At 60.6% G+C, this 25751-nt stretch carries 21 protein-coding genes; 7 read left to right on the plus strand and 14 right to left on the minus strand.

Annotated elements, in window-relative coordinates; genetic code table 11:
* Position 1 precedes the first annotated feature (1 nt).
* From JWU58_RS21190 to pcaR, 8 genes are all read right to left on the minus strand, one after another.
* Positions 2 to 1297, minus strand: coding sequence for an MFS family transporter (locus JWU58_RS21190; RefSeq protein WP_122612593.1), 1296 nt, complete (start codon positions 1295 to 1297; stop codon positions 2 to 4).
* Between the two features lie 261 nt (positions 1298 to 1558).
* Positions 1559 to 2125: a protocatechuate 3,4-dioxygenase subunit alpha gene (gene pcaG / locus JWU58_RS21195; protein WP_076566302.1), complete on the minus strand. Its 567-nt coding sequence runs from the start codon at positions 2123 to 2125 to the stop codon at positions 1559 to 1561.
* Position 2126: 1 nt separating this feature from the next.
* On the minus strand, positions 2127 to 2831 hold the full coding sequence (gene pcaH, locus JWU58_RS21200) for a protocatechuate 3,4-dioxygenase subunit beta (RefSeq protein ID WP_016771339.1): 705 nt from the start codon (positions 2829 to 2831) through the stop codon (positions 2127 to 2129).
* A 36-nt stretch (positions 2832 to 2867) separates the two neighbouring features.
* On the minus strand, positions 2868 to 4073 hold the full coding sequence (gene pcaF, locus JWU58_RS21205) for a 3-oxoadipyl-CoA thiolase (RefSeq protein WP_206420930.1): 1206 nt from the start codon (positions 4071 to 4073) through the stop codon (positions 2868 to 2870).
* Entirely contained in the window at positions 4070 to 4849 is a 780-nt protein-coding gene (locus JWU58_RS21210) for a CoA-transferase subunit beta (RefSeq protein ID WP_016771341.1), read from the minus strand. The genes pcaF and JWU58_RS21210 overlap by 4 nt, the downstream gene beginning before the upstream one ends.
* A complete protein-coding gene (locus JWU58_RS21215) occupies positions 4849 to 5706 on the minus strand; it encodes a CoA transferase subunit A (protein WP_024011937.1) in 858 nt (285 codons plus the stop codon). Before JWU58_RS21215 ends, JWU58_RS21210 begins: the two co-directional genes overlap by 1 nt.
* Before the next feature lie 274 nt (positions 5707 to 5980).
* Positions 5981 to 7327: a 4-hydroxybenzoate transporter PcaK gene (gene pcaK / locus JWU58_RS21220; protein ID WP_206420931.1), complete on the minus strand. Its 1347-nt coding sequence runs from the start codon at positions 7325 to 7327 to the stop codon at positions 5981 to 5983.
* A gap of 293 nt (positions 7328 to 7620) precedes the next feature.
* Positions 7621 to 8463 (minus strand): pca regulon transcriptional regulator PcaR, encoded by an 843-nt coding sequence (pcaR, locus tag JWU58_RS21225; protein WP_016771343.1) that lies wholly within the window; start codon positions 8461 to 8463, stop codon positions 7621 to 7623.
* 631 nt (positions 8464 to 9094) lie between these two features.
* On the opposite strand from pcaR, the gene JWU58_RS21230 reads away from it, so the two are divergent.
* Complete coding sequence (locus JWU58_RS21230) at positions 9095 to 9295, plus strand: hypothetical protein (protein WP_206422218.1); 201 nt, start codon at positions 9095 to 9097, stop codon at positions 9293 to 9295.
* Positions 9296 to 9665: 370 nt separating this feature from the next.
* The gene (locus JWU58_RS21235; RefSeq protein ID WP_016771345.1) at positions 9666 to 11141 is read left to right on the plus strand and encodes an inorganic phosphate transporter; all 1476 of its coding nucleotides are present in this window, start codon (positions 9666 to 9668) and stop codon (positions 11139 to 11141) included.
* Positions 11142 to 11927: 786 nt separating this feature from the next.
* Here the strand turns inward: JWU58_RS21235 and ccoM are convergent.
* The 3 genes from ccoM to JWU58_RS21245 form a co-directional block, all read right to left on the minus strand.
* A complete protein-coding gene (gene ccoM / locus JWU58_RS27420) occupies positions 11928 to 12041 on the minus strand; it encodes a cytochrome c oxidase subunit CcoM (protein WP_016771346.1) in 114 nt (37 codons plus the stop codon).
* Positions 12042 to 12195: 154 nt separating this feature from the next.
* Positions 12196 to 12357 carry a hypothetical protein gene (locus tag JWU58_RS21240; protein ID WP_016771347.1) on the minus strand — a complete coding sequence of 54 codons (162 nt, stop codon included), beginning with the start codon at positions 12355 to 12357 and terminating at the stop codon, positions 12196 to 12198.
* Between the two features lie 94 nt (positions 12358 to 12451).
* A complete protein-coding gene (locus tag JWU58_RS21245) occupies positions 12452 to 12793 on the minus strand; it encodes a hypothetical protein (RefSeq protein ID WP_024011931.1) in 342 nt (113 codons plus the stop codon).
* 239 nt (positions 12794 to 13032) lie between these two features.
* Here JWU58_RS21245 and rapA point away from each other — a divergent pair, with 239 nt between their 5' ends.
* A complete protein-coding gene (rapA, locus tag JWU58_RS21250) occupies positions 13033 to 15879 on the plus strand; it encodes an RNA polymerase-associated protein RapA (protein WP_024011930.1) in 2847 nt (948 codons plus the stop codon).
* Between the two features lie 110 nt (positions 15880 to 15989).
* Here the strand turns inward: rapA and JWU58_RS21255 are convergent, their stop codons facing one another.
* Positions 15990 to 17339: a spinster family MFS transporter gene (locus tag JWU58_RS21255; protein ID WP_206420932.1), complete on the minus strand. Its 1350-nt coding sequence runs from the start codon at positions 17337 to 17339 to the stop codon at positions 15990 to 15992.
* Positions 17340 to 17640: 301 nt separating this feature from the next.
* On the opposite strand from JWU58_RS21255, the gene JWU58_RS21260 reads away from it, so the two are divergent.
* Together JWU58_RS21260 and JWU58_RS21265 are read left to right on the plus strand one after the other, a co-directional pair.
* Positions 17641 to 18009, plus strand: coding sequence for a YkgJ family cysteine cluster protein (locus tag JWU58_RS21260; protein ID WP_130926997.1), 369 nt, complete (start codon positions 17641 to 17643; stop codon positions 18007 to 18009).
* A 150-nt stretch (positions 18010 to 18159) separates the two neighbouring features.
* On the plus strand, positions 18160 to 20442 hold the full coding sequence (locus JWU58_RS21265; protein ID WP_206420933.1) for a putative bifunctional diguanylate cyclase/phosphodiesterase: 2283 nt from the start codon (positions 18160 to 18162) through the stop codon (positions 20440 to 20442).
* Here the strand turns inward: JWU58_RS21265 and JWU58_RS21270 are convergent.
* A complete protein-coding gene (locus JWU58_RS21270; protein WP_206420934.1) occupies positions 20333 to 21229 on the minus strand; it encodes an NAD(P)-dependent oxidoreductase in 897 nt (298 codons plus the stop codon). The genes JWU58_RS21265 and JWU58_RS21270 overlap by 110 nt on opposite strands.
* Before the next feature lie 196 nt (positions 21230 to 21425).
* Between JWU58_RS21270 and JWU58_RS21275 the strand changes: the two genes are divergently transcribed.
* The gene (locus JWU58_RS21275) at positions 21426 to 23624 is read left to right on the plus strand and encodes a hypothetical protein (RefSeq protein WP_206420935.1); all 2199 of its coding nucleotides are present in this window, start codon (positions 21426 to 21428) and stop codon (positions 23622 to 23624) included.
* A gap of 307 nt (positions 23625 to 23931) precedes the next feature.
* Here the strand turns inward: JWU58_RS21275 and JWU58_RS21280 are convergent, their stop codons facing one another.
* A complete protein-coding gene (locus JWU58_RS21280; protein ID WP_016771353.1) occupies positions 23932 to 24237 on the minus strand; it encodes a DUF2288 domain-containing protein in 306 nt (101 codons plus the stop codon).
* A gap of 351 nt (positions 24238 to 24588) precedes the next feature.
* On the opposite strand from JWU58_RS21280, the gene JWU58_RS21285 reads away from it, so the two are divergent.
* The gene (locus JWU58_RS21285; protein WP_016771354.1) at positions 24589 to 25716 is read left to right on the plus strand and encodes a branched-chain amino acid ABC transporter substrate-binding protein; all 1128 of its coding nucleotides are present in this window, start codon (positions 24589 to 24591) and stop codon (positions 25714 to 25716) included.
* Positions 25717 to 25751: the final 35 nt, after the last annotated feature.

Below are 25751 nucleotides of genomic sequence, written 5' to 3' on the forward strand. Positions count from 1 at the left end.
TTTACAGATCGTGGTGCAGATACTTCGCCTGCTTGGGCAAACGCAGGCTGAACAGGAAAGCCACCGCCATCATCGCCGTGACGTACCAGTAGAAGGCGTTTTCCATGCCGCCGGCCTTGAGGCTCAGGGCCACAAACTCTGCCGAGCCGCCGAAGATTGCATTGGCCACCGCGTAAGCCAGGCCGACACCGAGGGCGCGCACTTCCGGCGGGAACATCTCGGCTTTTACCAGACCGCTGATCGAGGTGTAGAAACTGACAATCGCCAGCGCCAGGGTGATCAGTACGAAGGCGAGGAACGGGCTGCTGATGCTTTTCAGGCTGAGCAGAATCGGCACGGTGAACAGCGTGCCGAGGGCGCCGAACCAGAGCATCGAATTACGCCGGCCGATCTTGTCGGCGAGCATGCCGAACAACGGCTGCATGCACATATACAGGAACAGCGCGCCGGTCATGATGTAGCTGGCGGTCTTGGCGTGCATCCCGGCGGTGTTCACCAGGTATTTCTGCATGTAGGTGGTGAAGGTGTAGAAAATCAGCGAGCCGCCAGCGGTGTAGCCGAGCACGGTGATGAACGCCGCTTTGTGATCGCGAAACAGTGCAGTGATGCTGCCGGCGTCTTTGTGTGCGCGAGTTTCCTCGTTGGTGGTTTCCTTCAGCGAACGACGCAGGAACAGCGAAATCAGCGCCGCCACCGCACCGACCACGAACGGAATCCGCCAGCCGTAGGCACGCAGGTCTTCTTCAGTGAGGAACTGTTGCAGCACCACCACCAGCGACACCGCCAGCAGTTGTCCGCCGATCAGGGTCACGTACTGGAACGAGGCGAAAAATCCACGCTGGCCCTTGAGGGCAACTTCGCTCATATAGGTCGCGGTGGTGCCGTATTCGCCGCCCACCGACAGACCTTGCAGCAAACGCGCGAACAGCAACAGCACCGGCGCCCAGACGCCGATGTCCTTGTAGGTCGGCAGGCAGGCAATCAGCAGCGAGCCGAAGCACATCATCAGAATCGAGATGAGCATCGAGTTCTTGCGCCCGTGCTTGTCAGCGACCCGGCCGAAAATCCAGCCACCAATCGGCCGCATCAGGAACCCGGCAGCGAACACGCCAGCGGTGTTGACCAGTTGCACAGTCGGGTTATCGGAGGGGAAAAACGCCGGGGCGAAATAGATCGCGCAGAAGGCGTAGACGTAGAAGTCGAACCACTCGACGAGGTTGCCGGACGAAGCGCCGACGATGGCAAAGATGCGCTTGCTGCGCTCTTCGCCAGTGTAGTGGGAGGTGGTGGTTGTCATTGTTTTTCACTCGATAGGGACAGTCACAGTCTAGACATACTTTGCAACAGTCCCGTTCCACATCGGATCGTTACCCACGTCTGGATCAGCCTTTGTGGCGAGGGGATTTATCCCCGCTCGAGTGCGAAGCACTCGCAAATCAGATACACGCGGTTCATCTGAATACCGCGCCGACTGGTTTTTGGGGCTGCTTCGCAGCCCAGCGGGGATAAATCCCCTCACCACAGGGACTCTGTCCTGCAGGGGATTTGGGGTGTTCTCTCAATAATCGAAGAACACCGTCTCGGCATCGGTGCCCTGCAGAACTACATTCCACTGGTAAACACCCGACGCATCCGCCTTGGCCAGCAACGTCTGGCGACGCTCCGCCGGCACGCACTCGAGCAACGGGTCAGCAACGTTTGCCGGTTCGCCCTCGAAATAAATCCGCGTCAGCAAATGCTTGACCAGACCACGGGCAAACACCAGCACCACCAGATGCGGCGCCTGGGTCGAGCCTTTCAACCCCGGCACGGTGCCCGGTTTGATCGTGGTGAAACGGAAGCGCCCTTCGGCGTCCACCGGCACCCGGCCGAAGCCTTCAAAGTTCGGGTCGAGCGGTTTGTCCTGCTGATCTTCCGGGTGGTCGTACTTGCCAGCGGCGTTGGCCTGCCAGACTTCGAGCATGGCATCGTTGACGACATCGCCGTTGCCGTCGACCACCTGGCCGGTGATCGCCACGCGCTCGCCGAGGGTCAGCTCGTTGGCCAGGGTTTCGCGGTTCAGCCAGGTCAGGCCGATGTGGTAATACGGCCCGACGGTGTGGGACGTGGTCGCATAGAGCGTCATCTTATTTCTCCATCGGCGTGGCTTCACGGCCGCGCAGCACGATGTCCCAGCGGTAACCGAGGGCGTAGGACGGAATGGTTTTTTCCAGATCGAAAGCAGCGATCAGGCGTTCCTTGGCCGAAGTGTCCGGCACGCAGTTGTAGATCGGGTCATACGCCAGCAACGGGTCGCCGGGGAAATACATTTGCGTGACCAGTCGGGTGAGGATGCTCGGCCCGAACAGGGAAAAGTGGATGTGCGCCGGGCGCCAGGCGTTGTGGTGGTTGCCCCACGGATAGGCGCCGGGCTTGATGGTCTGGAACTGGTACCAACCATCGGCATCGGTGACGGTGCGGCCGGTGCCGGTGAAGTTCGGGTCCAGCGGCGCGTCGTGCAGGTCGCGGGCATGGTTGTAGCGGCCGGCGGCATTGGCCTGCCAGATCTCCACCAGAATCCCCGGTACCGGCAGGCCATCTTCGTCGAGCACGCGGCCGTGAATGATGATGCGCTCGCCCAACGGTTCGCCGTCGTGCTGTGCGGTCAGGTCATTGTCCTTCTCGGCAACGTGTTCGGCGCCGATGGTCGGCCCGGTGATTTCCGAGAGTGAATGGGGCAGGTACACCAAAGGCTTGGACGGCGAGCGCAGGTTGGTGGATTGATACGTCGGGTGCAGGTAGTCAGGCTGAGTGCCTGCCTGTGGGCGACGGTAACCAGGCTTGTCAGTCATTTCGCTTTCCTCAGTTCTTGTAAGTGCCGCAGCGCGTCAGACACGTTCGATGGCCAGGGCCAGACCCTGGCCAACACCGACGCACATGGTCGCCAGACCTTTCTTGCCGCCAGTCTTTTCCAGATGATGCAGGGCGGTCAGCACCAGCCGCGCACCGCTCATACCCAACGGGTGACCGAGAGCAATCGCGCCGCCATTCGGGTTGACCTGCGGCGCGTCATCCGCCAGCCCCAGTTCACGCAGTACCGCCAGACCTTGGCTGGCAAACGCTTCGTTGAGCTCGATCACGTCGAAATCGCTGACCGCGACGCCAAGGCGCTCGGTCAGTTTGCGCACCGCCGGCACCGGGCCGATGCCCATCACCCGTGGTGCGACGCCGGCGCTGGCCATGCCGAGCACTTTTGCGCGGGCGGTCAGGCCGTGTTTTTTCACCGCTTCGGCTGACGCCAGAATCAGCGCAGCAGCACCATCGTTGACGCCTGAGGCATTGCCGGCGGTGACGGTTTTATCCGCGCCATTGACCGGTTTCAGTTTCGCCAGCGCTTCAATCGTAGTGTCGGCGCGCGGATGTTCGTCCTCGCTGACCACGGTTTCGCCCTTTTTGTGGGCGATGCGCACTTCGACGATTTCTTCAGCGAAGTAACCGGCAGCCTGCGCGGCGGCGGTACGTTGCTGGCTGCGCAGAGCAAAGGCGTCCTGATCTGCGCGCGAAACCTTGCAGTCGTCGGCAACGTTATCAGCAGTCTGCGGCATGGCATCGACGCCGTACTGCGCCTTCATCAGTGGGTTGATGAAACGCCAGCCGATGGTGGTGTCTTCCAGTTTCATGTTGCGCGAGAACGCCGCGTCGGCCTTGCCCATTACGAACGGTGCGCGGGACATCGACTCGACGCCGCCGGCAATCGCCAGCTCCATTTCGCCGCTGGCGATCGCACGGAATGCGGTGCCGATCGCGTCCATGCCCGAAGCGCAGAGGCGATTGAGCGTAACGCCGGGCACGCTGTCCGGCAGACCCGCCAGCAGCAGCGCCATGCGCGCAACGTTGCGGTTGTCTTCGCCGGCCTGGTTGGCGCAGCCGAGGAACACCTCATCGACGGCGTTCCAGTCCACCGATGGATTGCGCTCCATCAGGGCCTTGATCGGCACGGCGGCCAGGTCATCGGCGCGCACGGCGGACAGTGCGCCGCCGAAGCGTCCGATGGGGGTGCGAATCGCGTCGCAGATATACACGTCACGCATCATGCTTCTCCCGGTGCCTGGCCATGGGCGGCAGCGGTGCGCGCTTCAAGATCACGCAGTGCGGTCAACTCGACTTCGGTCGGCTCAGCGGTGGTTTCAACGGAGTCGGCAAAACGAATCGCCCAACCGGTGGCGGCGACCACTTGCTCGCGGGTCACGCCCGGATGCAGCGCGGTGACCACGAATTCGTGGGTGCCCTCCTCCGGTTCCATGATGCACAGGTCGGTGATGATCCCCACCGGCCCGGCGCCCGGCAGGCCGAGACGTTTACGCGAATCGCCACCTTCGCCGTGACCGACCGAGGTGATGAAGTCGAGCTTGTCGACAAACGACCGCGCCGACTGTTTAAGGATGATCAGCACGCTTTTCGCCGAACCGGCAATCTCCGGCGCGCCACCGGCCCCCGGCAGACGCACTTTCGGCGCGTGGTAGTCGCCGACCACGGTGGTGTTGATGTTGCCGAAACGGTCGACCTGCGCGGCGCCGAGGAAACCGACGTCGATGCGCCCGCCCTGCAGCCAGTAGCGAAAAATTTCACCGGTCGGCACCACCGTGTCGGCGGTCTCGGCCAGCTCACCGTCACCGATGGACAGCGGCAGTACGCTCGGCTTGGCGCCAATCGGGCCGGATTCGTAGATCAGCACCACGTCCGGCGATGAAGTCAGGCGCGCGAGGTTGGCGGCTTTCGAGGGCAGGCCGATGCCGACGAAGCATACCGAGCCGTTCTTCAGGCGCCGGGCCGCCGCGACGGTCATCATTTCATTGGTGGTGTAAGTCATTACTTGGCCTCCGAAGCAGCGGCCAATTTGGCCTGGAATTCGCTGAAGTCAGCGCAGCCATGGATGTATTCGTTGATCCACGCGGTAAACGTCTCACGGTCGCGAGCGATCGGGTCCCACGCCTGATAGAAACGATTGTCACGCTCGGTGTAACCGTGGGCGTAGGACGGGTGCGCGCCGCCCGGCACATGGCAGACCGCGCTCAAGGCCCAGGTCGGCAGTACGCAAGCGTTCATCGGTGCGTTGAGGTCGTCGACGATTTCTTCCACGGTGACGATGCAACGCTTGGCCGCCAGCGCGGCTTCTTTCTGCACACCGAGAATGCCCCAGAGCAACACGTTGCCTTTGCGGTCGGCCTTTTGTGCGTGAATCACGGTAACGTCAGGTCGCACCGATGGCACTGCCGCCAGCACTTCGCCGGTGAACGGACAGGTCACGGTTTTGATCAGCGGATTGACCTTCGGCAGGTCGGAGCCGGCGTAGGCACGCAGCACCGCGAACGGCAGGCCGGACGCGCCGGCAACGTAGGCGTTGGCGAGGTCGGCGTGGCTGTGTTCTTCAATTTCCAGCGCGTGCGGCCATTGTTTCTCGACCGCGTCACGCAGGCGGTGCAGCGAGCCCACACCCGGGTTGCCGCCCCAGGAGAAAATCAGTTTGCGCGCGCAACCGGCGCCAATCAGTTGGTCGTAGATCAGGTCAGGCGTCATCCGCACCAGCGTCAGATCTTTCTTGCCTTGACGAATGATTTCATGACCCGCTGCCGTAGGGATCAGGTGAGTGAAGCCTTCGAGGGCGACGGTGTCGCCGTCGTTGACGAATTGCTTCACCGCGTCGTGCAGCGAAAGGATCTCAGCCATGGAGCGGGCTCCTGTTCTTGTAAGGAATCGCCAGTGATAAAAAGGCGCGAGGTTCAGCGCCGGAGTCACTGAAGATTAAGCTCGGGAAATTCGCCAAACAATCCGATAATCGACTGAGTGTTCGTTTATCGAACGGATTGTTGCTTCCCTAATGATCGTTCCCACGCTCCGCGTGGGAATGCAGCCCGGGACGCTCCGCGTCCCTGTAAAGCCGAACGCAGAGCGTCCATAGAGGCATTCCCACGCGGAGCGTGGGAACGATCATGGGTCTGCCTCAGGTCGCATCCGCATGACTGACCATGCCCTTGATCAGCACCGCCGCCGTCGCCAAACCGGCCGGGATCACCAGTGCGGTCAGCACTTGCTCGAAATTCCAGCCCAGGCCAAGCAAGGTTGCGCCCATCCACGCGCCGAGGATCGCGCCGAAGCGGCCGATGCCGAGCATCCACGACACACCGGTCGCGCGGCCTTGAGTCGGGTAGAACCGCGCGGCCAATGACGGCATCGCCGATTGCGCGCCGTTGACGCACATGCCCGCCACCAGTACCAGTGTCGCCAGCAAGGTGATGTTGCCCAGGCTTTGCCCCACGGCGTAGGCAAACACCCCGGCCAGCAGGTAGAAAATGCCGATGACCTTGTGCGGATTGAAGCGGTCCATCGCCCAGCCCACCCCGACCGCGCTCAACACGCCGCCAAACTGGAACAACGCACCGATGAACGCGGCCTGCTCCATGCTCGCGCCGCTGTCGCGCATCAGCGTCGGCAGCCAACTGGTCAGCAGGTACACAATCACCAGCCCCATGAAATAAGTCAGCCACAACAGCAGCGTGCCGGTGCTGTAAGTGCCGGAGAAGATCACCGCGAAGACGTTGCGTGCCTTGACGGTTTTCTGTTCCGGCACGCTGAAGCTCGCAGCCTGGGCGACGGTAACCGGGTCGATCGGCGCGAGGGTCTTGCGTACTTTGTCGGTGCCACGGTTGCGCACCACCAGATAGCGCGCCGATTCCGGCAGCCAGAACACCAATACCACGGCGAGGATCAGCGGCAGGATCCCGCCGATCATCAGCAGAGCATGCCAGCCGAACGCCGGGATCAGCTTCGCGGAGATGAAACCGCCGCCGGCCATGCCGAGGTTGAAGCCGCAGAACATGCTGGTCACCAGCAGCGACTTCTTGCGCTCCGGGGTGTATTCCGACAGCAGGGTCGTGGCGTTGGGCATGCCCGCACCGAGACCGAGGCCGGTCAGGAAGCGCAACACCAGCAGTTGTTCGACGTTGGTGCTGTACGCCGAGGCCAGGCTGAAGCCGCCGAACAGAGTCACCGCACCGACGAGGACAACCTTGCGCCCGAAGCGGTCAGCCAACGGGCCGGAGCCGAGCGCGCCGAAGACCATACCAATCAGCGCGGCACTCATTACCGGGCCGAGGCTGGCACGGTCGATGCCCCAGTCTTGCGACAGCGCCGGGGCGATGAAGCCCATGGCGGCGGTGTCTAGGCCGTCGAGAAATACGATCAGGAAACACAGGATCACCACCCGCCACTGATAGCGCGAGATCGGTTGGGCGTTGATGAAGGTCTGCACATCGAGGCAGTTACCCACAGCGGACTGAGGCTGGTTCATTATTTTTATTCCACGCAAAAAACGCAGTCGAACGGCGGCCGGCCAAAGGAAGGCACGGTCACAAGAATAGAAGGTTGTAATCAGGCGTTGCGGTGAACCCGGCAACAACGGGTGGGATACAGACAGTCGGGGAGCGAGCGCATGGTGAGTTGCCTCTTGTCATTATTATGGGGTCGACAGTCCGGCGAGCTCATTCACATCAGCGCCGGATGACGCTGCCGCGACATTAATGATCCGAGGGTTTTAGCGTCAATTCGATAAACGCAACACTGTGCGTTTATCGAACAGCTTCCTCAGGCGAACAGCTGCGCACTGAGGTCGCGACTGGCGCTGAGCAGGCCGGGCAAGAAGCGCTGCTCCAGCTCGGCGCGACTGACCCGCCCGGCGTGGGTGCTGACATTCAGCGCGGCGACCACTTGCCCCGAGGCGTCGTACACCGGAACGGCGATCGAGCGCAGCCCCTGTTCCAGTTCCTGATCGACAATGCACCAGCCCTGCTGCCGCACCTGCTGCAAACATTCGAGCAACGCGTCGGGGGTATGAATGGTGCGGCTGGTCTTGGCCACCAGTTCGGCGTGGTCGAGGTATTCGCCCAGGGAGGTGTCGTCCAGCGCGGCCAACAGAATGCGCCCCATCGACGTGCAATAGGCAGGGAGACGCCCGCCGACGGAAAGGTCGACCGAGATCAATCGCTGAGTGGTCGCCGAACGCGCGATATAGAGAATGTCATCGCCCTCCAGCGTCGCCATGTTGCAGGCCTCGTGCAGTTGCTCGCTCATACGGTCCAGATACGGCTGTGCGGAAACGGCCAGCGGGGTTGAGGACAGATAGGCGTGGCCGAGGGTCAGCACTTTCGGCAGCAGCGAATAGGTGCGCCCGTCGGTGGTGGCGTAGCCGAGCTTGATCAGCGTGTGCAGGCAACGGCGCACGGCGGCGCGGGGGATTTCCGTGCGATGACTGATCTGCGCGATGGTCAGGTGGCGTTTGCGTTCCTGAAACGCCTGCACCACCGCCAGACCACGGGCCAGGGACGTCATGAAATCCGGATCACCGGTCAGCGCCTGAATGCGCTTGGCCGGCGAGGCGACGATGGGCGGCGCCACCGAGGTGAAGGAGTTGCGCATTTGATCGTTCATTTCTTGTCCTTGTCCGGCACGCATCGATGCCTAGTCAAACGGCTCGCCGCGCGATGCACAAGCACCGGGGCGCCAACATTGGGCGATTATCGAACCGCCGACCGATAATCGCAATCCAGACTCCCGCCCTCCTCTTCATCCTCGAGGCAGCTTTAGCGATTCTGCTCGCAACTTAGTTGTTCCAGTTAATGGCGCCAAAAACAGAACGCCTGTTCTATAACGCTGTCTTTACACTTAACTAGCGGCAAAAGTTGCCAGCAACAAAACCATCACACATTCAGAACCGTTTTTAACTTGGCAAAGATAGTCATTCCCGAATCGGCCGCTATAATGCACCCTAGTCGCGGCGCTTTAATCAAAAGCCCGCGACTTGCTGAAACGAGGTCCTTCGTCTCAGCTCCGGCCAGCGCCCGGCGCCCATCACACATGCAACGCCAGCGCTCGCTGAAACAGGAAACTGATGCTGCGTCAGTTTTTATCTGGTGCCGTAGCCGCCTGTAACACGGAAGTCTTGATCGCCTCTGCAATGTCTCCGCGCCCGATCGGGCTGTGGATGACTGGCGGGGGCGCGCAATTGACTCGTTGCAGTGTGTTTCACCGGATATTCAATTCAACTCATACAGGTAGCACCGTGACAAAAGACGAACTGCGCGCGGAACTAGAGCGCCAGGAACAACGTTACAAGGAAATTTACGGCGGGGAAGTCACCACCTACGCCGCTCAGCCGGAACCGGAACGCAAGGCATGGCGCAAGCGCCCTACCGTCCAGGATCAGGTGTTCAAGCAGGAAATCGAAAAGATCGAAAAGGAACTCAAAGCCGAAGAGCCATGAGCCACGGCGGTTGAGCATTCGAAAGTCGACGTCCGCCTGAGCCACAGCGCGGTGGAAGACGACACCTCGCGCGCCCGCTAACCGCGGGCAGCGGCTGCATCGCTGTTCTGCGGCTTATGAACGAGCGTCCCACAGGTTTCAGAGATATTTCAGACAAGCGTTTGAGCCTTTGAGATATCAGAAAAACTGGCTTAAAAATCTTCTTTATTCAATAAAATCAAAGGGTTGAAAAACCCTGCGTGCTGCTTGGTTTTCACGCCCTGCAACAAATTAAATCGAAGAAGGGTGTGACCAGTGAGCAGACGGGGCATCGATTTCCTGTCTTTTCTGGCATAATCGCGCCCCCTTACGACCGGGTCAGAAAACCTTCATGATCGATTTATTCAGCGGACTGGATGCTTGGGTGCTTGTGAGCCTCTTGCTCGCCCTGACGTTTGTCCTCGCCTTCGAGTTCATCAATGGATTTCATGACACCGCTAACGCGGTAGCCACTGTTATCTACACCAAAGCCATGCCGCCACACCTGGCGGTGTTCTTTTCCGGTGTGTTCAATTTCCTCGGCGTGCTGCTGGGCGGCGTTGGCGTGGCGTATGCCATCGTCCACTTGCTGCCGGTTGAGCTGCTGATCAATGTGAACACCGGCCATGGCCTGGCGATGGTGTTCTCGTTGCTCGCCGCGGCAATCGCCTGGAACCTGGGCACTTGGTACTTCGGTATCCCGGCTTCCAGCTCGCACACCCTGATCGGCTCGATCCTCGGTGTCGGCCTGGCCAACGCGCTGATCAACGACATTCCGTTGAGAGATGGCGTGAACTGGCAGAAAGCGATCGACATCGGCGCCTCGCTGGTGTTCTCGCCGATGGCCGGCTTCCTCATCGCCGCGCTGGTGCTGATCGGCCTGAAATGGTGGCGCCCGCTGTCGAAGATGCACAAGACGCCGGAACAGCGCCGCAAGATCGACGACAAAAAGCACCCACCGTTCTGGAACCGTCTGGTTCTGGTGATCTCGGCAATGGCCGTGAGCTTCGTGCACGGTTCCAACGACGGCCAGAAAGGCATCGGCCTGATCATGCTGGTGCTGATCGGTATCGTCCCGGCGCAGTTCGTTCTCGATCTGAACAGCACCACCTACCAGATCGAACGCACCCGCGACGCGACCCTGCACCTGAGCCAGTTCTACCAGCGCAACGCCGATTCGCTGGGTGAATTCCTGGCCCTGGGTAAGAGCGTGGAAGGCGACCTGCCGGAGAAATTCCGCTGCAACCCGCAGCAGACCGAACCGACCATCACCGCCCTGCTGCACACCCTTAAAGGTGTAGCGGACTACCATTCGCTGTCGTCGGACAGCCGCATCGAAGTGCGTCGCTACCTGCTCTGCCTGGACGACACGGCGAAGAAAGTCGGCAAGCTGCCAGGCCTCGAAGCCCGTGAAAAGGCTGACCTCGACAAGCTGCGCAAAGACCTGACCACCACCACTGAATACGCCCCGTTCTGGGTGATTCTGGCGGTCGCCCTGGCACTGGGCCTGGGCACCATGGTCGGCTGGAAGCGCGTAGTGCTGACCATTGGCGAGAAGATCGGCAAGCAGGGCATGACCTATTCCCAGGGCATGTCGGCGCAGATCACCACCGCCAGTTTGATCGGCATGGCCAACATTTTCAGCCTGCCGGTGTCGACCACTCACGTGTTGTCTTCGGGTGTGGCCGGGACCATGGTTGCCAATAAAAGCGGCCTGCAGGGTGGCACGGTCAAGACCATTTTGCTGGCCTGGGTGTTGACCTTGCCAGCGACCGTGGCGCTGTCGGCCGGATTGTTCTGGTTGGCTTCCAAGGCTTTGGGTAGTTGATCGTTAGCTGTTGATTGAAAAGGCGTGATTCGTGAGGATCACGCCTTTTTTGTTATTGGGGAATGGGAGCATATCCATTGCTACCGTAACGGCTGCTTATGCTTTCGCTCTTACAGCGTTCACTCTTTCAGACGTCGACCGATCCCGTAACGAAGCCTGCCGAATTGGCAAAAAGATCAAAAGCCAACGCAAAAGCCAGATCAAAAGATCGCAGCCTTCGGCAACTCCTACAGTTGGATTGGGTACCACTTCAAGAACAGGTCGGCTGTCAGGCCGCCTTCGCGAGCAGGCTCGCTCCCACAAGAGCAAGAGCAAAAGCAAAAGCAAAAGCAAAGCAGCGCAGCTGCCCGCGGCAAAGCCGCTCCACTCAACAATGAGCGCAAGCTCGAGTAACGCTTTTGATCTTGATCCACCGGCGACGTCGGAAGGCTGAGTGGAGGGATTGATCCGGACGTGGGAGCGCAGCGACCGTCTGGCGCAGCCAGACACAGCGGAAGGAGGTGCAGCGAAGCAAACCGGAGCCGCTGCGCCCGGATCAGTCCCGGAGCGAAGGAACCCGAGCCTGCGAGGGCCGAACGTAGGAGCAAGCCTTTTTGGGTACTTTTTCGGCGTCTGGAAAAAGTGCCTCGCCGTAAGGGCGAAACCGCCAGCCGCAGCACCGCAAAAACCGGATATTCACCCAAACCAACCAGAGCCTGGTCGGCCCACAGGCCGCCAAGGCACAAAAAAAAGGGGCAACCGAAGTCGCCCCAAAATGCCTTGCGTGCCCATCAAATCCAGAAGAACTCACTTGCGCCGCTTATGCGCATCCTTCCAGATAAAAAATCCAAACCCTGCAAAAAACAGCACCATGAGCCCCACCGTGAGAACCCCGGCAAACACCACGTTATCGAAAAACATGACTGACCTCCCGGCCCTGCTTTGCTTTGCTTTGCTGCGATGGATTCAAATTAACAAACACACAGGCGCACATATTGACCAGGATCAATATCCGCAACGTTGGGAAATAAAGGAGGGGAAATAACTGATCTGCATCAACCAATGCAGCGGGAGATCAACGCTTTTTCGGCTTGTTCTTCGACTTTTTCTTGGCTTTTCCCAACGGCATCGCCTGCTCGAAAGCCTGGCGCACTTCGTTCAGGCGCTTTTCGTTGAGGTCATGCACACGCTTGGCGCGTTCAGTGCTGAGGTCGATCAGTTTGTCGTCTTGGCTCATGGCGTCCGGCACATCGCAGAAGAGATCACAGCTGCCGTCACCGACAGGATTGCGCCAATCATGCCGCTTGGCGCAGGCGCTGACCAGTCACTGCTCAAATCTCGATATCGACCCACAGCCCCTGACGCGGCTGATCGTCTATCAACGGCACCACCGGCACGGTGTTGTCGGCGTTCAACTCGGTACCCGGCACGGCCAGATGCTCTTCAGGATCTTCATCCGCCTCGCGGCGTCGGCGGTCACGTTCCTGTTGACGACGCTGTTCTTCGCGCGCCAGCAGACGATCCTCTTCCGGATCACGCTTCTGCAGATCGATCGTGCTTTCGTTGGAGCTTTCCTGCACCGGCACCACTGGCGGGATGTCCGGCCGCTGGCGGATCGGATCCTGCTGGGAAGTGATCGGCACGGCGCTCAAGGGGAGCATCGGTGGCAACATATAAAGGTCTCCTGTCTGCAGGCTATCGGCTGGGGCGCAGGCGCCTTGAGCCGCCTGTCGCAAACTTGTGACCCGGTAGACACTGACAGGTGCCCTGCCGCTTGAAAAAAGCGACACATGACGCCGCGGCTTCAGCTTGCAGCTCGAAGCTAAAAGCTTGCCGCTGCTCCTATTCCTTTGGCCCTGAAGCCCGCATTCCGTTAAGATAGCCCGCTTTTTCAAGGTGGGAGTCAGGCAGCATGGCGCAGCAGTATCAACCGGGGCAACGCTGGATCAGTGACAGCGAAGCAGAGCTTGGTTTAGGCACCGTTCTGGCACAGGACGGCCGCTTGCTGACCGTGCTTTACCCGGCCACTGGCGAAACCCGCCAGTACGCGCTACGGAATGCGCCCCTGACCCGCGTGCGGTTCTCGCCGGGCGACTCCATCACCCATTTCGAAGGCTGGAAGATGACCGTGCAGCAGGTCGACGACGTCGACGGGCTGATGGTCTATCACGGCCTCAACGGGCAGAACGAAGTCGTCACGCTGCCGGAAACCCAGCTGTCGAACTTCATTCAGTTCCGTCTGGCCAGCGACCGCCTGTTCGCCGGGCAGATCGACCCGCTGCCGTGGTTCTCCCTGCGCTACAACACCCTTGAACACACCAGCCGCCAGTTGCAGTCCTCGCTGTGGGGCCTGGGTGGCGTGCGTGCGCAACCGATCGCGCACCAGTTGCACATCGCCCGCGAAGTCGCCGACCGTATCGCCCCGCGCGTATTGCTGGCGGACGAAGTAGGTCTGGGTAAAACCATCGAAGCCGGTCTGGTCATCCATCGCCAACTGCTTTCGGGGCGCGCCAACCGCGTGCTGATCCTGGTCCCGGAAAACCTCCAGCATCAGTGGCTGGTGGAGATGCGCCGCCGCTTCAATCTGCAGGTCGCGCTGTTCGACGAAGAACGCTTTATCGAAAGCGATGCCACCAACCCGTTCGAAGACACGCAACTGGCGCTGGTCGCGCTGGAGTGGCTGGTCGATGACGAGAAGGCACAGGACGCCTTGTTCGCTGCCGGTTGGGACCTGATGGTGGTCGACGAAGCGCACCACCTGGTCTGGCATGAAGACAAGGCCAGCGCGGAATATTCGCTGGTCGAGCAACTGGCCGAAGTCATCCCCGGCGTGCTGCTGCTCACCGCCACCCCGGAACAACTCGGTCAGGACAGCCACTTCGCCCGTCTGCGCCTGCTCGACCCGAACCGTTTCCACGACCTGGCCGCGTTCCGCGCCGAGAGCGACAACTATCGCCCGGTCGCCGAAGCGGTGCAGGAACTGCTCGACAAGGGCCGTCTCTCCGCCGAGGCGCACAAGACCATTCACGGTTTCCTCGGCAACGAAGGCGAAGCCCTGCTCACCGCCGTCAACGATGGCGATACTGAAGCCAGCGCCCGCCTCGTGCGTGAACTGCTCGATCGCCACGGCACCGGCCGCGTGCTGTTCCGCAACACCCGCGCCGCCGTGCAGGGTTTCCCGGAGCGCAAACTGCATCCTTATCCGCTGCCGTGCCCCGACGAATACCTCGAACTGCCGCTGGGCGAGCACGCCGAGCTGTACCCGGAAGTCAGCTTCCAGGCGCAACCGGACGCCGACGAAGAACAGCGCTGGTGGAAATTCGATCCGCGCGTCGAGTGGCTGATCGATCAGCTGAAAATGCTCAAGCGCACCAAAGTGCTGGTGATCTGCGCCCACGCCGAAACCGCGATGGATCTGGAAGACGCCCTGCGCGTGCGTTCCGGCATCCCGGCCACGGTGTTCCACGAAGGCATGAACATCCTCGAGCGGGATCGCGCCGCCGCCTACTTCGCTGATGAAGAGTTCGGCGCGCAAGTGCTGATCTGCTCGGAAATCGGCAGTGAAGGTCGCAACTTCCAGTTCGCTCACCACCTGGTGCTGTTCGATCTGCCGTCGCACCCGGACCTGCTCGAGCAGCGCATCGGCCGTCTTGACCGGATCGGCCAGAAGCACATCATCGAACTGCACGTGCCGTACCTGGAAACCAGCCCGCAAGAGCGCCTGTTCCAGTGGTACCACGAAGCGCTCAACGCCTTCCTCAACACCTGCCCGACCGGCAACGCCTTGCAGCATCAGTTCGGCCCGCGCCTGCTGCCGCTGCTCGAAGAAGCCGATGACGGCGAGTGGCAAGCGCTGATCGACGAAGCACGCGCCGAGCGTGAGCGTCTCGAAGCCGAGCTGCACACCGGCCGCGACCGTTTGCTGGAATTGAATTCCGGCGGCGCTGGCGAAGGTGAAGCGCTGGTAGAAGCGATCCTCGAGCAGGACGACCAGTTCGCCCTGCCGATCTACATGGAAACCCTGTTCGACGCGTTCGGCATCGACAGCGAAGACCACTCGGAAAACGCCCTGATCCTCAAGCCGAGCGAGAAGATGCTCGACGCCAGTTTCCCGCTGGGCGACGACGAAGGCGTGACCATCACCTACGACCGCAATCAGGCGCTGTCGCGCGAAGACATGCAGTTCATCACCTGGGAACACCCGATGGTGCAAGGCGGCATGGATCTGGTGCTGTCCGGTTCGATGGGCAACACCGCCGTCGCGCTGATCAAGAACAAGGCGCTGAAGCCGGGCACCGTGTTGCTCGAATTGCTCTACGTCAGCGAAGTGGTCGCACCGCGCTCGCTGCAACTGGGTCGCTACCTGCCACCGGCGGCGCTGCGTTGCCTGCTCGATGCCAATGGCAATGACCTGTCGCCACGGGTGTCGTTCGAAACCCTCAACGATCAGCTGGAAAGCGTGCCGCGTGCCAGCGCCAACAAGTTCATCCAGGCCCAGCGCGATCAGCTGACGCCTCGGATCAATGCCGGCGAAGAAAAGATCGCCCCGCGTCACGCCGAGCGTGTGGCCGAAGCGCGCCGCCGCCTGGCCGCCGATACCGACGAAGAACTGGCGCGCCTGACCGCGTTGCAAGCGGTCAACCCGACCGTGCGCGACAGCGAACTGGAGGCGTTGCGCACTCAGCGTGAGCAGGGTCTGGCGATGCTCGACAAAGCGGCGCTGCGCCTGGAAGCGATTCGGGTGCTGGTGGCGGGCTAACCGCCCCGCTCCACCGCTGAAAACCAAGAGGCCCGCAGTGATGCGGGCGGATCGTTCCCACGCTCTGCGTGGGAACGATCATGTGGGAGCGAGCCTGCTCGCGAAAACGGTCAGGCAGTCGCCGCAGAAATTTCTGGCTCAACCACCGCCACCAATCCCTCCTTCATCCGCTGCGCATCGCGAACAAAACACCGCGATGCCAGAAACAGAAAGACCATGGTCAGGAACAGCGCCACCGGGATTAGGTACATCGCGTCGTGCAGGCCGACAGCCTTGAACGCTTCGGTCATCTGCTCAGCCCCCGCCGCCAGCATCGCCGTATGCGCGAAGTGATCCGACAGACCACCCACGACCACTGGCCCCAACCCGCCGCCGAGCAGATACAGACCGGCGAAGAACAACGCCATCGCCGTCGCCCGCAGGCGAGGTTCGACGACGTCCTGAATCGCCGTGTACACGCAGGTATAGAAGTTGTAAGCGAACAGCCAGCCAACGCTGAACACCGCGACGAACACGCCTATCTCAATGCGCCCGGCATGCAGCGCCCAGGCTGTGCACAACGTCGAAATGATCAGACTGAACGCGGCAAACAGCAGCCGCCCACTGGCGAAGCGCTGGTGGATCTTGTCGGCGATCCAGCCGCCAAGGGTCAGCCCGACCAATCCCGTCACGCCAACGATCAACCCGGTTGCCACCGCCGCCTCCTGCAACGGCATGAGGAAATAGCGCTGCAGCATCGGCACCAGAAACGAGTTGCAGGCATAGGTCGCGAAGTTGAAGCACAGCCCGGCCATCACCAGCCACAGGAAGGTCGGCACGGCGAGGACGCGGCGGATCGGTTTGTCGACTTTCTCTTGCGAGACCTGCACGGTTTCAGCCGCGCCGCGTTTCGGCTCTTTGATGAAGAACATGAACACCGCGAGGATCAGCCCCGGCACGGCAGCGATGAAGAACGGCGCGCGCCAGCTGTCGAAAGCCTTGACCATCGCGCCGATGGTGAAGAACGCCAGCAGCAGCCCCAGCGGCAGGCCAAGCATGAAAATACCCATCGCCCGCGCCCGACGGTGCGCCGGGAACAGATCGCCGATCAGCGAGTTGGCCGCTGGTGCGTAACTGGCTTCGCCGATGCCGATGCCCATGCGCACGATGAGGAAACTCCAGAAACTGCCGACCATGCCGTTGACCGCAGTCAGCGCACTCCAGGCCGCCAGGCCCCAGCCCATCAGTTTGCTGCGTGAACCGGTGTCGGCCATGCGCCCGAGTGGCAGGCCGGCAATCGCGTAAACGATGGTGAACGCAGTGCCGATGATGCCCAGCTGAAAGTCGCTGAGGTGCCATTCCATGCGGATCGGTTCGATGATGATCGCCGGGATGGTGCGGTCGAAGAAATTGAACAGGTTGGCGAGGAACAGCAGGAACAGAATGCGCCAGGCATTCGCCGCTTGGGTCGAGTTCTGCATGGGTCCGTCTCTTTATTGTTATGAGGGCTTCACTGCCAGCGCGTCGAGCCCGGAACCTGCAATCTAGTCAGCCGCGCGGGGACTGTCTGTCATCATTCGTCAGCCTGATATCGACCCATCGCACTGTAACGAAACGTAAGCGCTTGATAAGTCTGGAATCCCCCGCCATACGGGGCTTTCGTGGCAAAATCCAGCGACAAAAAAATAGTTTCGCGCCCCCCTTCCCAACGCCATGGCAAAGCCTAGAATGGCCGCCGGATCCGTCCGGATCTTCCGATCAACCCCTTTGATACCCCCGCCCATGTCCGAAGCCAGTCCGTGTCTGAATTGCGGTGCCTGCTGTTCCCACTTTCGCGTGTCTTTTTTCTGGGGTGAGTGCTCATCCGCTGGCGGGACGGTGCCCGATGAACTGGTCGCGCAGATCACTCCGAGCCGGGTGGCAATGATCGGCACCGATCGCAAACCGGCGCGTTGCATGTCGCTGGCGGGTGAGGTCGGCAGCGCTGTGGCCTGCACGATCTATGACAAGCGCTCGAGCACCTGCCGCGAGTTCGAGGCGTCGTGGGAGAACGGAGAGCACAACCCGGACTGCGACAAGGCCCGCGCCGCCCACGGCCTGCCACCCTTGTCGCCACACTGGAACGATCTGCCGCTGGAGCGTATTGCCTGAGCCTTAGCGCGAATCGCTATGAGGCTAATGGCAAAATCATTACCACCAATGTGCCACTACGGCTTGCAGCCGGAAAAGCGCCTCTATACTCCTTTCATTCGCCTGCGTTGATTGACGCACGGGCCAGATGAATCCGAGACGGGGCATGCTATGGAGTGGCTTGGTTTGCAGTTTGTTGCCGAGCTGCCGGCGAGCGGGCAGATTCTCCTTGATTGCAGTCACAACCCTCTGCTGGTGATGGTGGCCTATCTGGTCGCCTGCGCGGCGAGCTTCGCCACCCTGGACATGGCAGAGCGCCTGGTGCATGCCGAAGACCCGGGGTCGTGGCGAATCTGGCGCTGGATCGGCGCGACCTGCCTGGCCGGCGGCATCTGGGCCATGCACTTCATCGGCATGCTGGCCTTCCAGACCCCCATCGATATTCAGTACGACCTCGGCATCACCCTCTTGTCGTTGCTGATCGCCCTGCTCGCCTCGTGGCTGGCCATGCATACCCTCAGTGAGGTGCAGCCGAGCGCGTTGCATTGCCTCAAGACCGCATGTGTCATCGGTTTGGGCATCGCTGGCATGCATTACGTCGGCATGGCCGCGATGAAGTCGAGCGCCACCGCCTACTACCAGCCGGGGCTGTTCGCGCTATCGGTGCTGATTGCCATCGGCGCCAGTTTCGCCGCGCTGTGGGTGGCGCGCTATCTCAGCGAAGGCAGCGGCGTCGCGCATCAATTGCTCAAGTACAGCGCGGCGCTGATTCTCGGCGCTGGCATCATCAGCATGCACTTCACCGGCATGGCTGCGCTGGATCTGGTGCTTCCCGAAGGTGCCCTGGCAGCGAGCGGCAGTGAAACCGGCCATTTGCAACTTGGCCTGACCGTGGCGCTGATCATCCTGTTGATTCTCGGCAGTGCGATCAGCGCCGCCCTCGCCGACAAGAAACTGCAGAACAAGGAAAACGACCTGCGCCGGGTCAACGCCTTGCTCAGTCAACTCGATCAGGCGCGCATGTCCTTGCAGCAAGCGGCCAATTACGACGCGCTGACCAACCTGATCAACCGCCGTGGTTTCAACCAGATGTTCGCCGAAAAACTCAGCCAGAAAACCAGCGAGGGCGGCATGCTCGCGGTGATGTTTCTCGACATCGACCACTTCAAGCGCATCAACGACAGCCTCGGCCATGACGCCGGTGACGCGCTGCTCAAAGTCATCGCCCAGCACATCAAAAGCTCGGTACGCAGCCATGAAGACGTGGTCGCGCGGTTCGGCGGCGACGAGTTTTGCATCCTTATCAGCCTGCGTGACCGCGAAGAGGCGCGCGGTATGGCGCAGCGCATCATGCACAAGATGAAAGAGCCGATCGAACTGGCCGGCCGGCGCATGGTGATGACCACCAGCATCGGCATCAGCCTGTTTCCCGAAGACGGCACCACTTGCGAAGAGCTGCTCAAGCACGCCGACCTGGCCTTGTACCAATCCAAAGGCGCCGGGCGCAACGGTCTGCACTTCTTCAATTCCAGCCTGAAGACCCGCGCCAGTTTCGAGCTGCAACTGGAAGAGGAACTGCGCAGTGCGCTACGGCAAGACCACGCGCTGATGCTCTACTACCAGCCGATATTCGAAGTGAAAACCGGACGCGTAACCAAGCTCGAAGCGCTGATTCGCTGGCAGCATCCGGTTCACGGTTTGCTTACACCGGATCGCTTCATCGGTATCGCCGAGAACAACGGTTTGATTGCCGAACTGGACAACTGGGTGCTGCGCCGCGCCTGCAAGGATCTCGGCGAGCTGTCGCGGCATGGTTGTGCCGAATTGAAAATCGCCTGGAACTGCTCGCCGCTGAATCTGGCGCGCGAAGAGCTTGCCGAGGAGATTGAGCACGCCTTGCACACGGCGGGCGTTGCCCCGGAACGCCTGGAACTGGAGGTCACCGAAAACGCCTTGATGGGCAACATCGCCAACACTCTGGTGCTGTTGCGGCAGATCCGCGCCCTCGGTGTGTCGCTGTCGATCGATGATTTCGGCACCGGCTATTCGTCGCTGGCCTACCTCAAGCGTCTGCCGCTGAACACCCTGAAAATCGACCGCTCGTTCATCCTCGACATCCCCACCGCCACGGCGGACATGGAGATCGTCCAGGCGATCATCGTCATGGCGCACACCCTGCATCTGCAGGTGGTCACCGAGGGCGTCGAGAGCCTGGAGCAATACGAGTTTCTCGAGCGTTCGGGCTGCGACTTCATTCAGGGTTATCTGCTCAGCCGCCCGGTGCCGCTGGACGAATTGCGCGCGGTGCTCGATGAAATCAATCAGCGCAAACCCGTGCTCGGGGTCAATCCGTTGAGTCTGGCGCGCGATACATTTGCACCAGCGTCGCTGGATCCTTCGCTAAAAAGCCTTGCGCCCCATGCAGGCGCATCAATTGTGCGGCCAATCCGCTGATTGGCGTCGCCGAGCCCTGCTCGCGGGAAAATTTCACCGCCGTGTCGAGATCCTTGAGCAGCGTGCGCACGTGCCACTTGATCGGTTCGAAACGGCTCTCGGCCATTTGCGGGGCAAGGATCTGCAACGGCTTGGAATCGGCAAAGCCACCGGCCAACGCCTCGGCGATCAGACTGGCATCAACCCCGGCCTGCTCGGCCAGCGCCACCACTTCGGCAATCACCAGCGCATTGCAGGCGACGATCATCTGGTTGCAGGCCTTGGTCACCTGGCCGGCACCGATGCCGCCCATGTGCGTGACGCGCTGACCGAGGCTGAGCAGTACCGGGCGCACGCGCTCAAGATCTGCCGCTGCACCACCGACCATGATCGCCAGACTGCCAGCCTCGGCGCCGGCCACACCGCCGGACACCGGGGAGTCAAGCCAGCCCATGCCGCTTTTCTCGGCCAGATCTGCGGCCATCTCGCGAGTCGCGGTCGGTTCAAGACTAGAGAAATCCACCAATAGCTGGCCGTTTTTCGCACCTTCGGCAACACCGCCAGCGCCAAACACCACCTCACGCACCACGGCAGTGTCGGCCAGACACAGCATGACGATGTCGGCGTGTGCGCACAGGTCAGCCGGGCTCGATACCTGTCGGGCGCCGGCCGCAACCAGCGGTGCGCACTTGTCCGGGTTGCGGTTCCACACCGTCAGCGGATAACCCGCGGCCAGCAGACGCCGGCACATCGGCAGGCCCATCAGGCCGATTCCGGCAAACCCCAACGAAGGTAGCGTTGACATCATTTCGCCTCTTTTCGATTAAAGATCACCGAATCATGGCCGATTCATCAACGATCAGGAAAGGATTCCGCCCGGCGATCAGACCAGCCAGCACTACGACGCCCGGGCCGTATTCGCGCACACAAGACGCGAGATCTTATTCCGTGAGGTTCGCCGGCACCGTCCGGCGGACCAACCCAGTCCAGGTAAATGGCGCACCATGACCTCTAAAAACAACCCCGCCAGTGCAACAGCCGATCTGACCCTGAGCCCCGCCGCGAACAGCGCGTCATTATCCAGACCGACGCAGCTTTCGCGCCCGCTGTCGACCCAGCAATACCTGTACTTCACCGAGACCAACACCGACCGCATCCTCGATAACCTCGACGGCCTGCGCGATTCGGTGTTCCCGCGCCCGGCGCATCAGGAAGGCGACAACGAGCAGCACAACGACCAGGAATTCCCCTCGGTGTGCCTGATCGGCCTCGGTCGCTGCGGCTCCAACATCGCCCTCGACGTGGCGGAGCTGGTGTACAACGCGCGCAAGTTCTACCTCAACGAATTCAACAACGAAGACCGCCCGACCGACCGGCGTCTGGCCGACAAGGGCTACAGCCCGGCGCAGTGGATCAAGAACAACCTGCGCATCGGTACCAGCAAATCGACCAAACCGGTGTTTCTGGTCGAACCGCTGGTGATGCTCGGCGACCTCGACAAGGACATCGCCGGGCGCATCCGTTTCTCGCGCAAGGGCGAGAAAAGCGGCTTCCTGCGCGACTACAGCAAAATGAAGATCATGGACTTGTCCGAAGTCCACGCCGGTGGCGCCGGTAACGCGCCGATCCTCGGCCAGTACCTGGCGAAAATCATCCTCAACAAGGACACCCAGCGCTTCTCCAGCCCCGACTGGAAAATGATCCACTCGTACCTGATTGACAGCTGCGGGATCAAGGCCAACCAATCGCGCCTGTATTTCTCGATCTTCAGTGCCGGCGGCGGTACCGGTTCGGGCATGGCCTCGGAGTTCGGTCTGGCGCAGCAGCACTCGTACATGAACAAGACCTTCGACACCAAGCCGATGGACGAGCATGACGGTAAGAGCGGTCATTCGTTTGTCTTTGAGCCGATCTTCACCAGCGGCATCTGCGTGCTGCCGAACATTTCCGACCACCGCAGCGAAATGTCCGAGGCGCTGCACATCAACGCCGGGCGCCTGCTGTGCAAATACCTGTCGGAGGAATGGGATTTCTCCTACAACTTCGCCAATGAAGACAGCAGCGAAGCCAGCGTGATGGGACGCATCCGCCCGTGGAATGCGATGATGCTGATCTCCAACGACATCATGCGTTACGCCGAAGAAAGCGATGACGGCAATATCCAGAACATTGATGTCAATGCCATGGAGAAGCACGCCAACCAGTACATCTCGCAGCAGATCTTCAACATTCTGACGGCGCAGGCAGTCACCACCGACTACGACCAGAACTACTTCCGCCGCGCCGGCATCGACATCGGCGAAACCATCCGCCTGGACGCCAACGACCTGTTCATGAGTCTGGCCGGCCCGGTGGCGATTGCCTACGCCGAATCGGTGGTCCCGGAAACCCCGCCGCCGAGCAGCGACAAGTTCAAGGTCTTCGATAAAGAGCCGCAGCGCCTGAACATCGACGACCTGTTCTTCCGTTCGATCGACCTGCCGCACTTCAACAAGGTCACTCAGGCCATCGAAGGCATCAGCCTGCTGCCGATCGAATCCAAGCGTTATCGCGCTTCGCTGGAGCAGTACAAGAATTCCGGCTACGACGCCGCCGCGCTGCACGACCTGCACTTCTTCAAGAATTGCTCGTCGGTGGTGTCGATCGTCTCGCTGCCGAAAGACTACAAACTGTCGTACATGGACCTGAACCGGTTGAAGACCCATCTCAACAGCCTGTTCCCCAACACCACCCTCAAGCGCTATGCGCTGGTAATCGGCGCTTCGGCCAACCTGTCGCTGACCACCCTGATCGCCAAGAGCCCATGCCTGTCGGACGATTTCCTCACACTGATCGTGGCGTTCATCAAGCGCTGCTTTGCGAAGAATCCGTACCGTTTCGACGAGACGCTGGATAACTCGATTCTCGACTTCATTATTCAGGAAGACTTCGACGAAGCGCGGATCGACGACCTGCTCAACGAATTCGAAAACCCGGCGAAGATCCTCGATACCAACTGGTACGCGATCAAACCGATGTACGAAAAGAAATACCGCGAGTTGATCAACGACAAGGACAAGTTCGTCTCGATCAATGACATTCGCCTGTCACGCGATTGCGTGAAGAAGTCGATCAAATACCTGCGCGAGATCTACCGCCACCGGATTGGCAAGACCAAGGTGATTTCGCTGAATAACCATACCGGGAAGACTTATTCGGCCTGATCCGCTACCGAGTCGCCCCAATCGCTGGCAAGCCAGCTCCCACAGATTTTGTGGTGCTCACAATATTTGTGTACACCCGGACACTGTGGGAGCTGGCTTGCCAGCGATGGGGTCTCCAAATTCACTAAAGATTTCAGCCATTCCAACATCCAGAAACAATTAAGCGACCCTCAGGCCGCTCCATAAACTGTTCCCGTTACGTTTACGTCACCGTGAGGCGTGGCATTTCTCCACGGCAAGGTGCCATCACGCTACTCCGCTACACACTTGCGGTGCGGCAATCGAGGCACCAAAAGGGTGCGGGCAATTAAACGGCCGCCCTTTCCTGGATCAGAATCCACGGCGAAACCACCACGGCCCACAGCTGCGGATCACGTTCGAAAATATCCAGTGCCCGCGTTTCAGACAGCTTGGCGACCTTGTCGTCGGCCAGCCAGGCCGCGACTTTCTCGCCTTCATCCGAGGCCACGGCCTCGGCGGCGGCGATCAAATCCAGGTCAGGATCGACCCACAATAGGGCACCCTTGGCGAAGAACGGCTCCAGCTCTTTCCAGGTAATAGATGCCGTTTCACCAAGCAGCTTGGCATAGAGGGTGCTAGGTTCTTGATTCATGGGAGCTGTCCGGAAAAGAAATCGACGCGAATGATAACGTCGGTGGTCCGGCAGAAAAACCCGGTTGCAAATCGCTGCACCGAACGAAAAGAGCAGGAACGCCAGGGAATGCTGCCTTTTGGGATATATGCCCCCGATTGCTCCGCCGCAATTCTGTCTCTTTCATTCAAAAATGCGACACCCCCAAGTTTTGCCCCGTGGCGCCCGCTTCCCAGTTGATCAAGCGGCGCTCTACACTGTACCGGTACAGTTGCCGGGGCATTTTCCGGAGGGTATCGCAAAGATATCTGACCCGGTTCTGCTGCTACGGCGCCAGAACTCTAAAAAATACAACAGTAAGAGTGGAGCACTATGACTAAGGCTACTAAGCAGATTTCCAAACTGTTTGCCGCTATGGTTCTGGCCGGGGTTGCCAGCCATTCGTTCGCAGCTGACACCATCAAAATCGGTATCGCCGGTCCTAAAACCGGTCCAGTAGCCCAGTACGGCGACATGCAGTTCAGTGGCGCGAAAATGGCCATCGAGCAGATCAACGCCAAGGGCGGCGTCGACGGCAAGAAACTCGAAGCCGTTGAATACGACGATGCCTGCGATCCGAAACAAGCGGTAGCGGTAGCGAACAAGGTCGTCAACGACGGCGTCAAGTTCGTGGTCGGTCACCTGTGCTCCAGCTCCACTCAGCCAGCTTCGGACATCTACGAAGACGAAGGCGTGATCATGATCACCCCGGCTGCCACCAGCCCGGACATCACCGCCCGTGGCTACAAAATGATCTTCCGCACCATCGGTCTCGACAGCGCCCAGGGCCCTGCCGCCGGCAACTACATCGCCGATCACGTGAAACCGAAAGTGGTTGGCGTGCTGCACGACAAACAGCAGTACGGTGAAGGCATCGCCACCGCGGTGAAATCGACCCTCGAGAAGAAAGGCACCAAGGTTGCCGTCTTCGAAGGCGTCAACGCTGGCGACAAGGACTTCTCCGCCATCATCGCCAAGCTCAAGCAAGCCGGCGTCGACTTCGTCTACTACGGCGGCTACCACCCGGAGCTGGGCCTGATCCTGCGCCAGGCTCAGGAAAAAGGCCTGAAAGCCCGCTTCATGGGTCCGGAAGGCGTGGGTAACGACTCGATCACCCAGATCGCCAAGGACGCGTCCGAAGGCCTGCTGGTGACCCTGCCGAAATCCTTCGACCAGGATCCGGCCAACGTTGCCCTGGCTGACGCCTTCAAAGCCAAGAAGGAAGATCCGAGCGGTCCGTTCGTGTTCCCGTCCTACTCGGCAGTGACCGTGATTGCCGAAGGCATCAAGGCGGCCAAGTCCGAAGACGCGACCAAAGTGGCTGAAGCCATCCACGCCGGTTCGTTCAAGACCCCGACCGGCGACCTGAGCTTCGACGACAAGGGCGACCTGAAGGACTTCAAATTTGTCGTGTACGAGTGGCACAACGGCAAACCTAAAACCGAAGTTTCGCCTCAGTAAGGCCTTGCCCGACTGACTGCCAATAAAGCCCACGG

This window comes from Pseudomonas atacamensis (genome assembly GCF_017167965.1).
GTDB lineage: Bacteria > Pseudomonadota > Gammaproteobacteria > Pseudomonadales > Pseudomonadaceae > Aquipseudomonas > Aquipseudomonas atacamensis.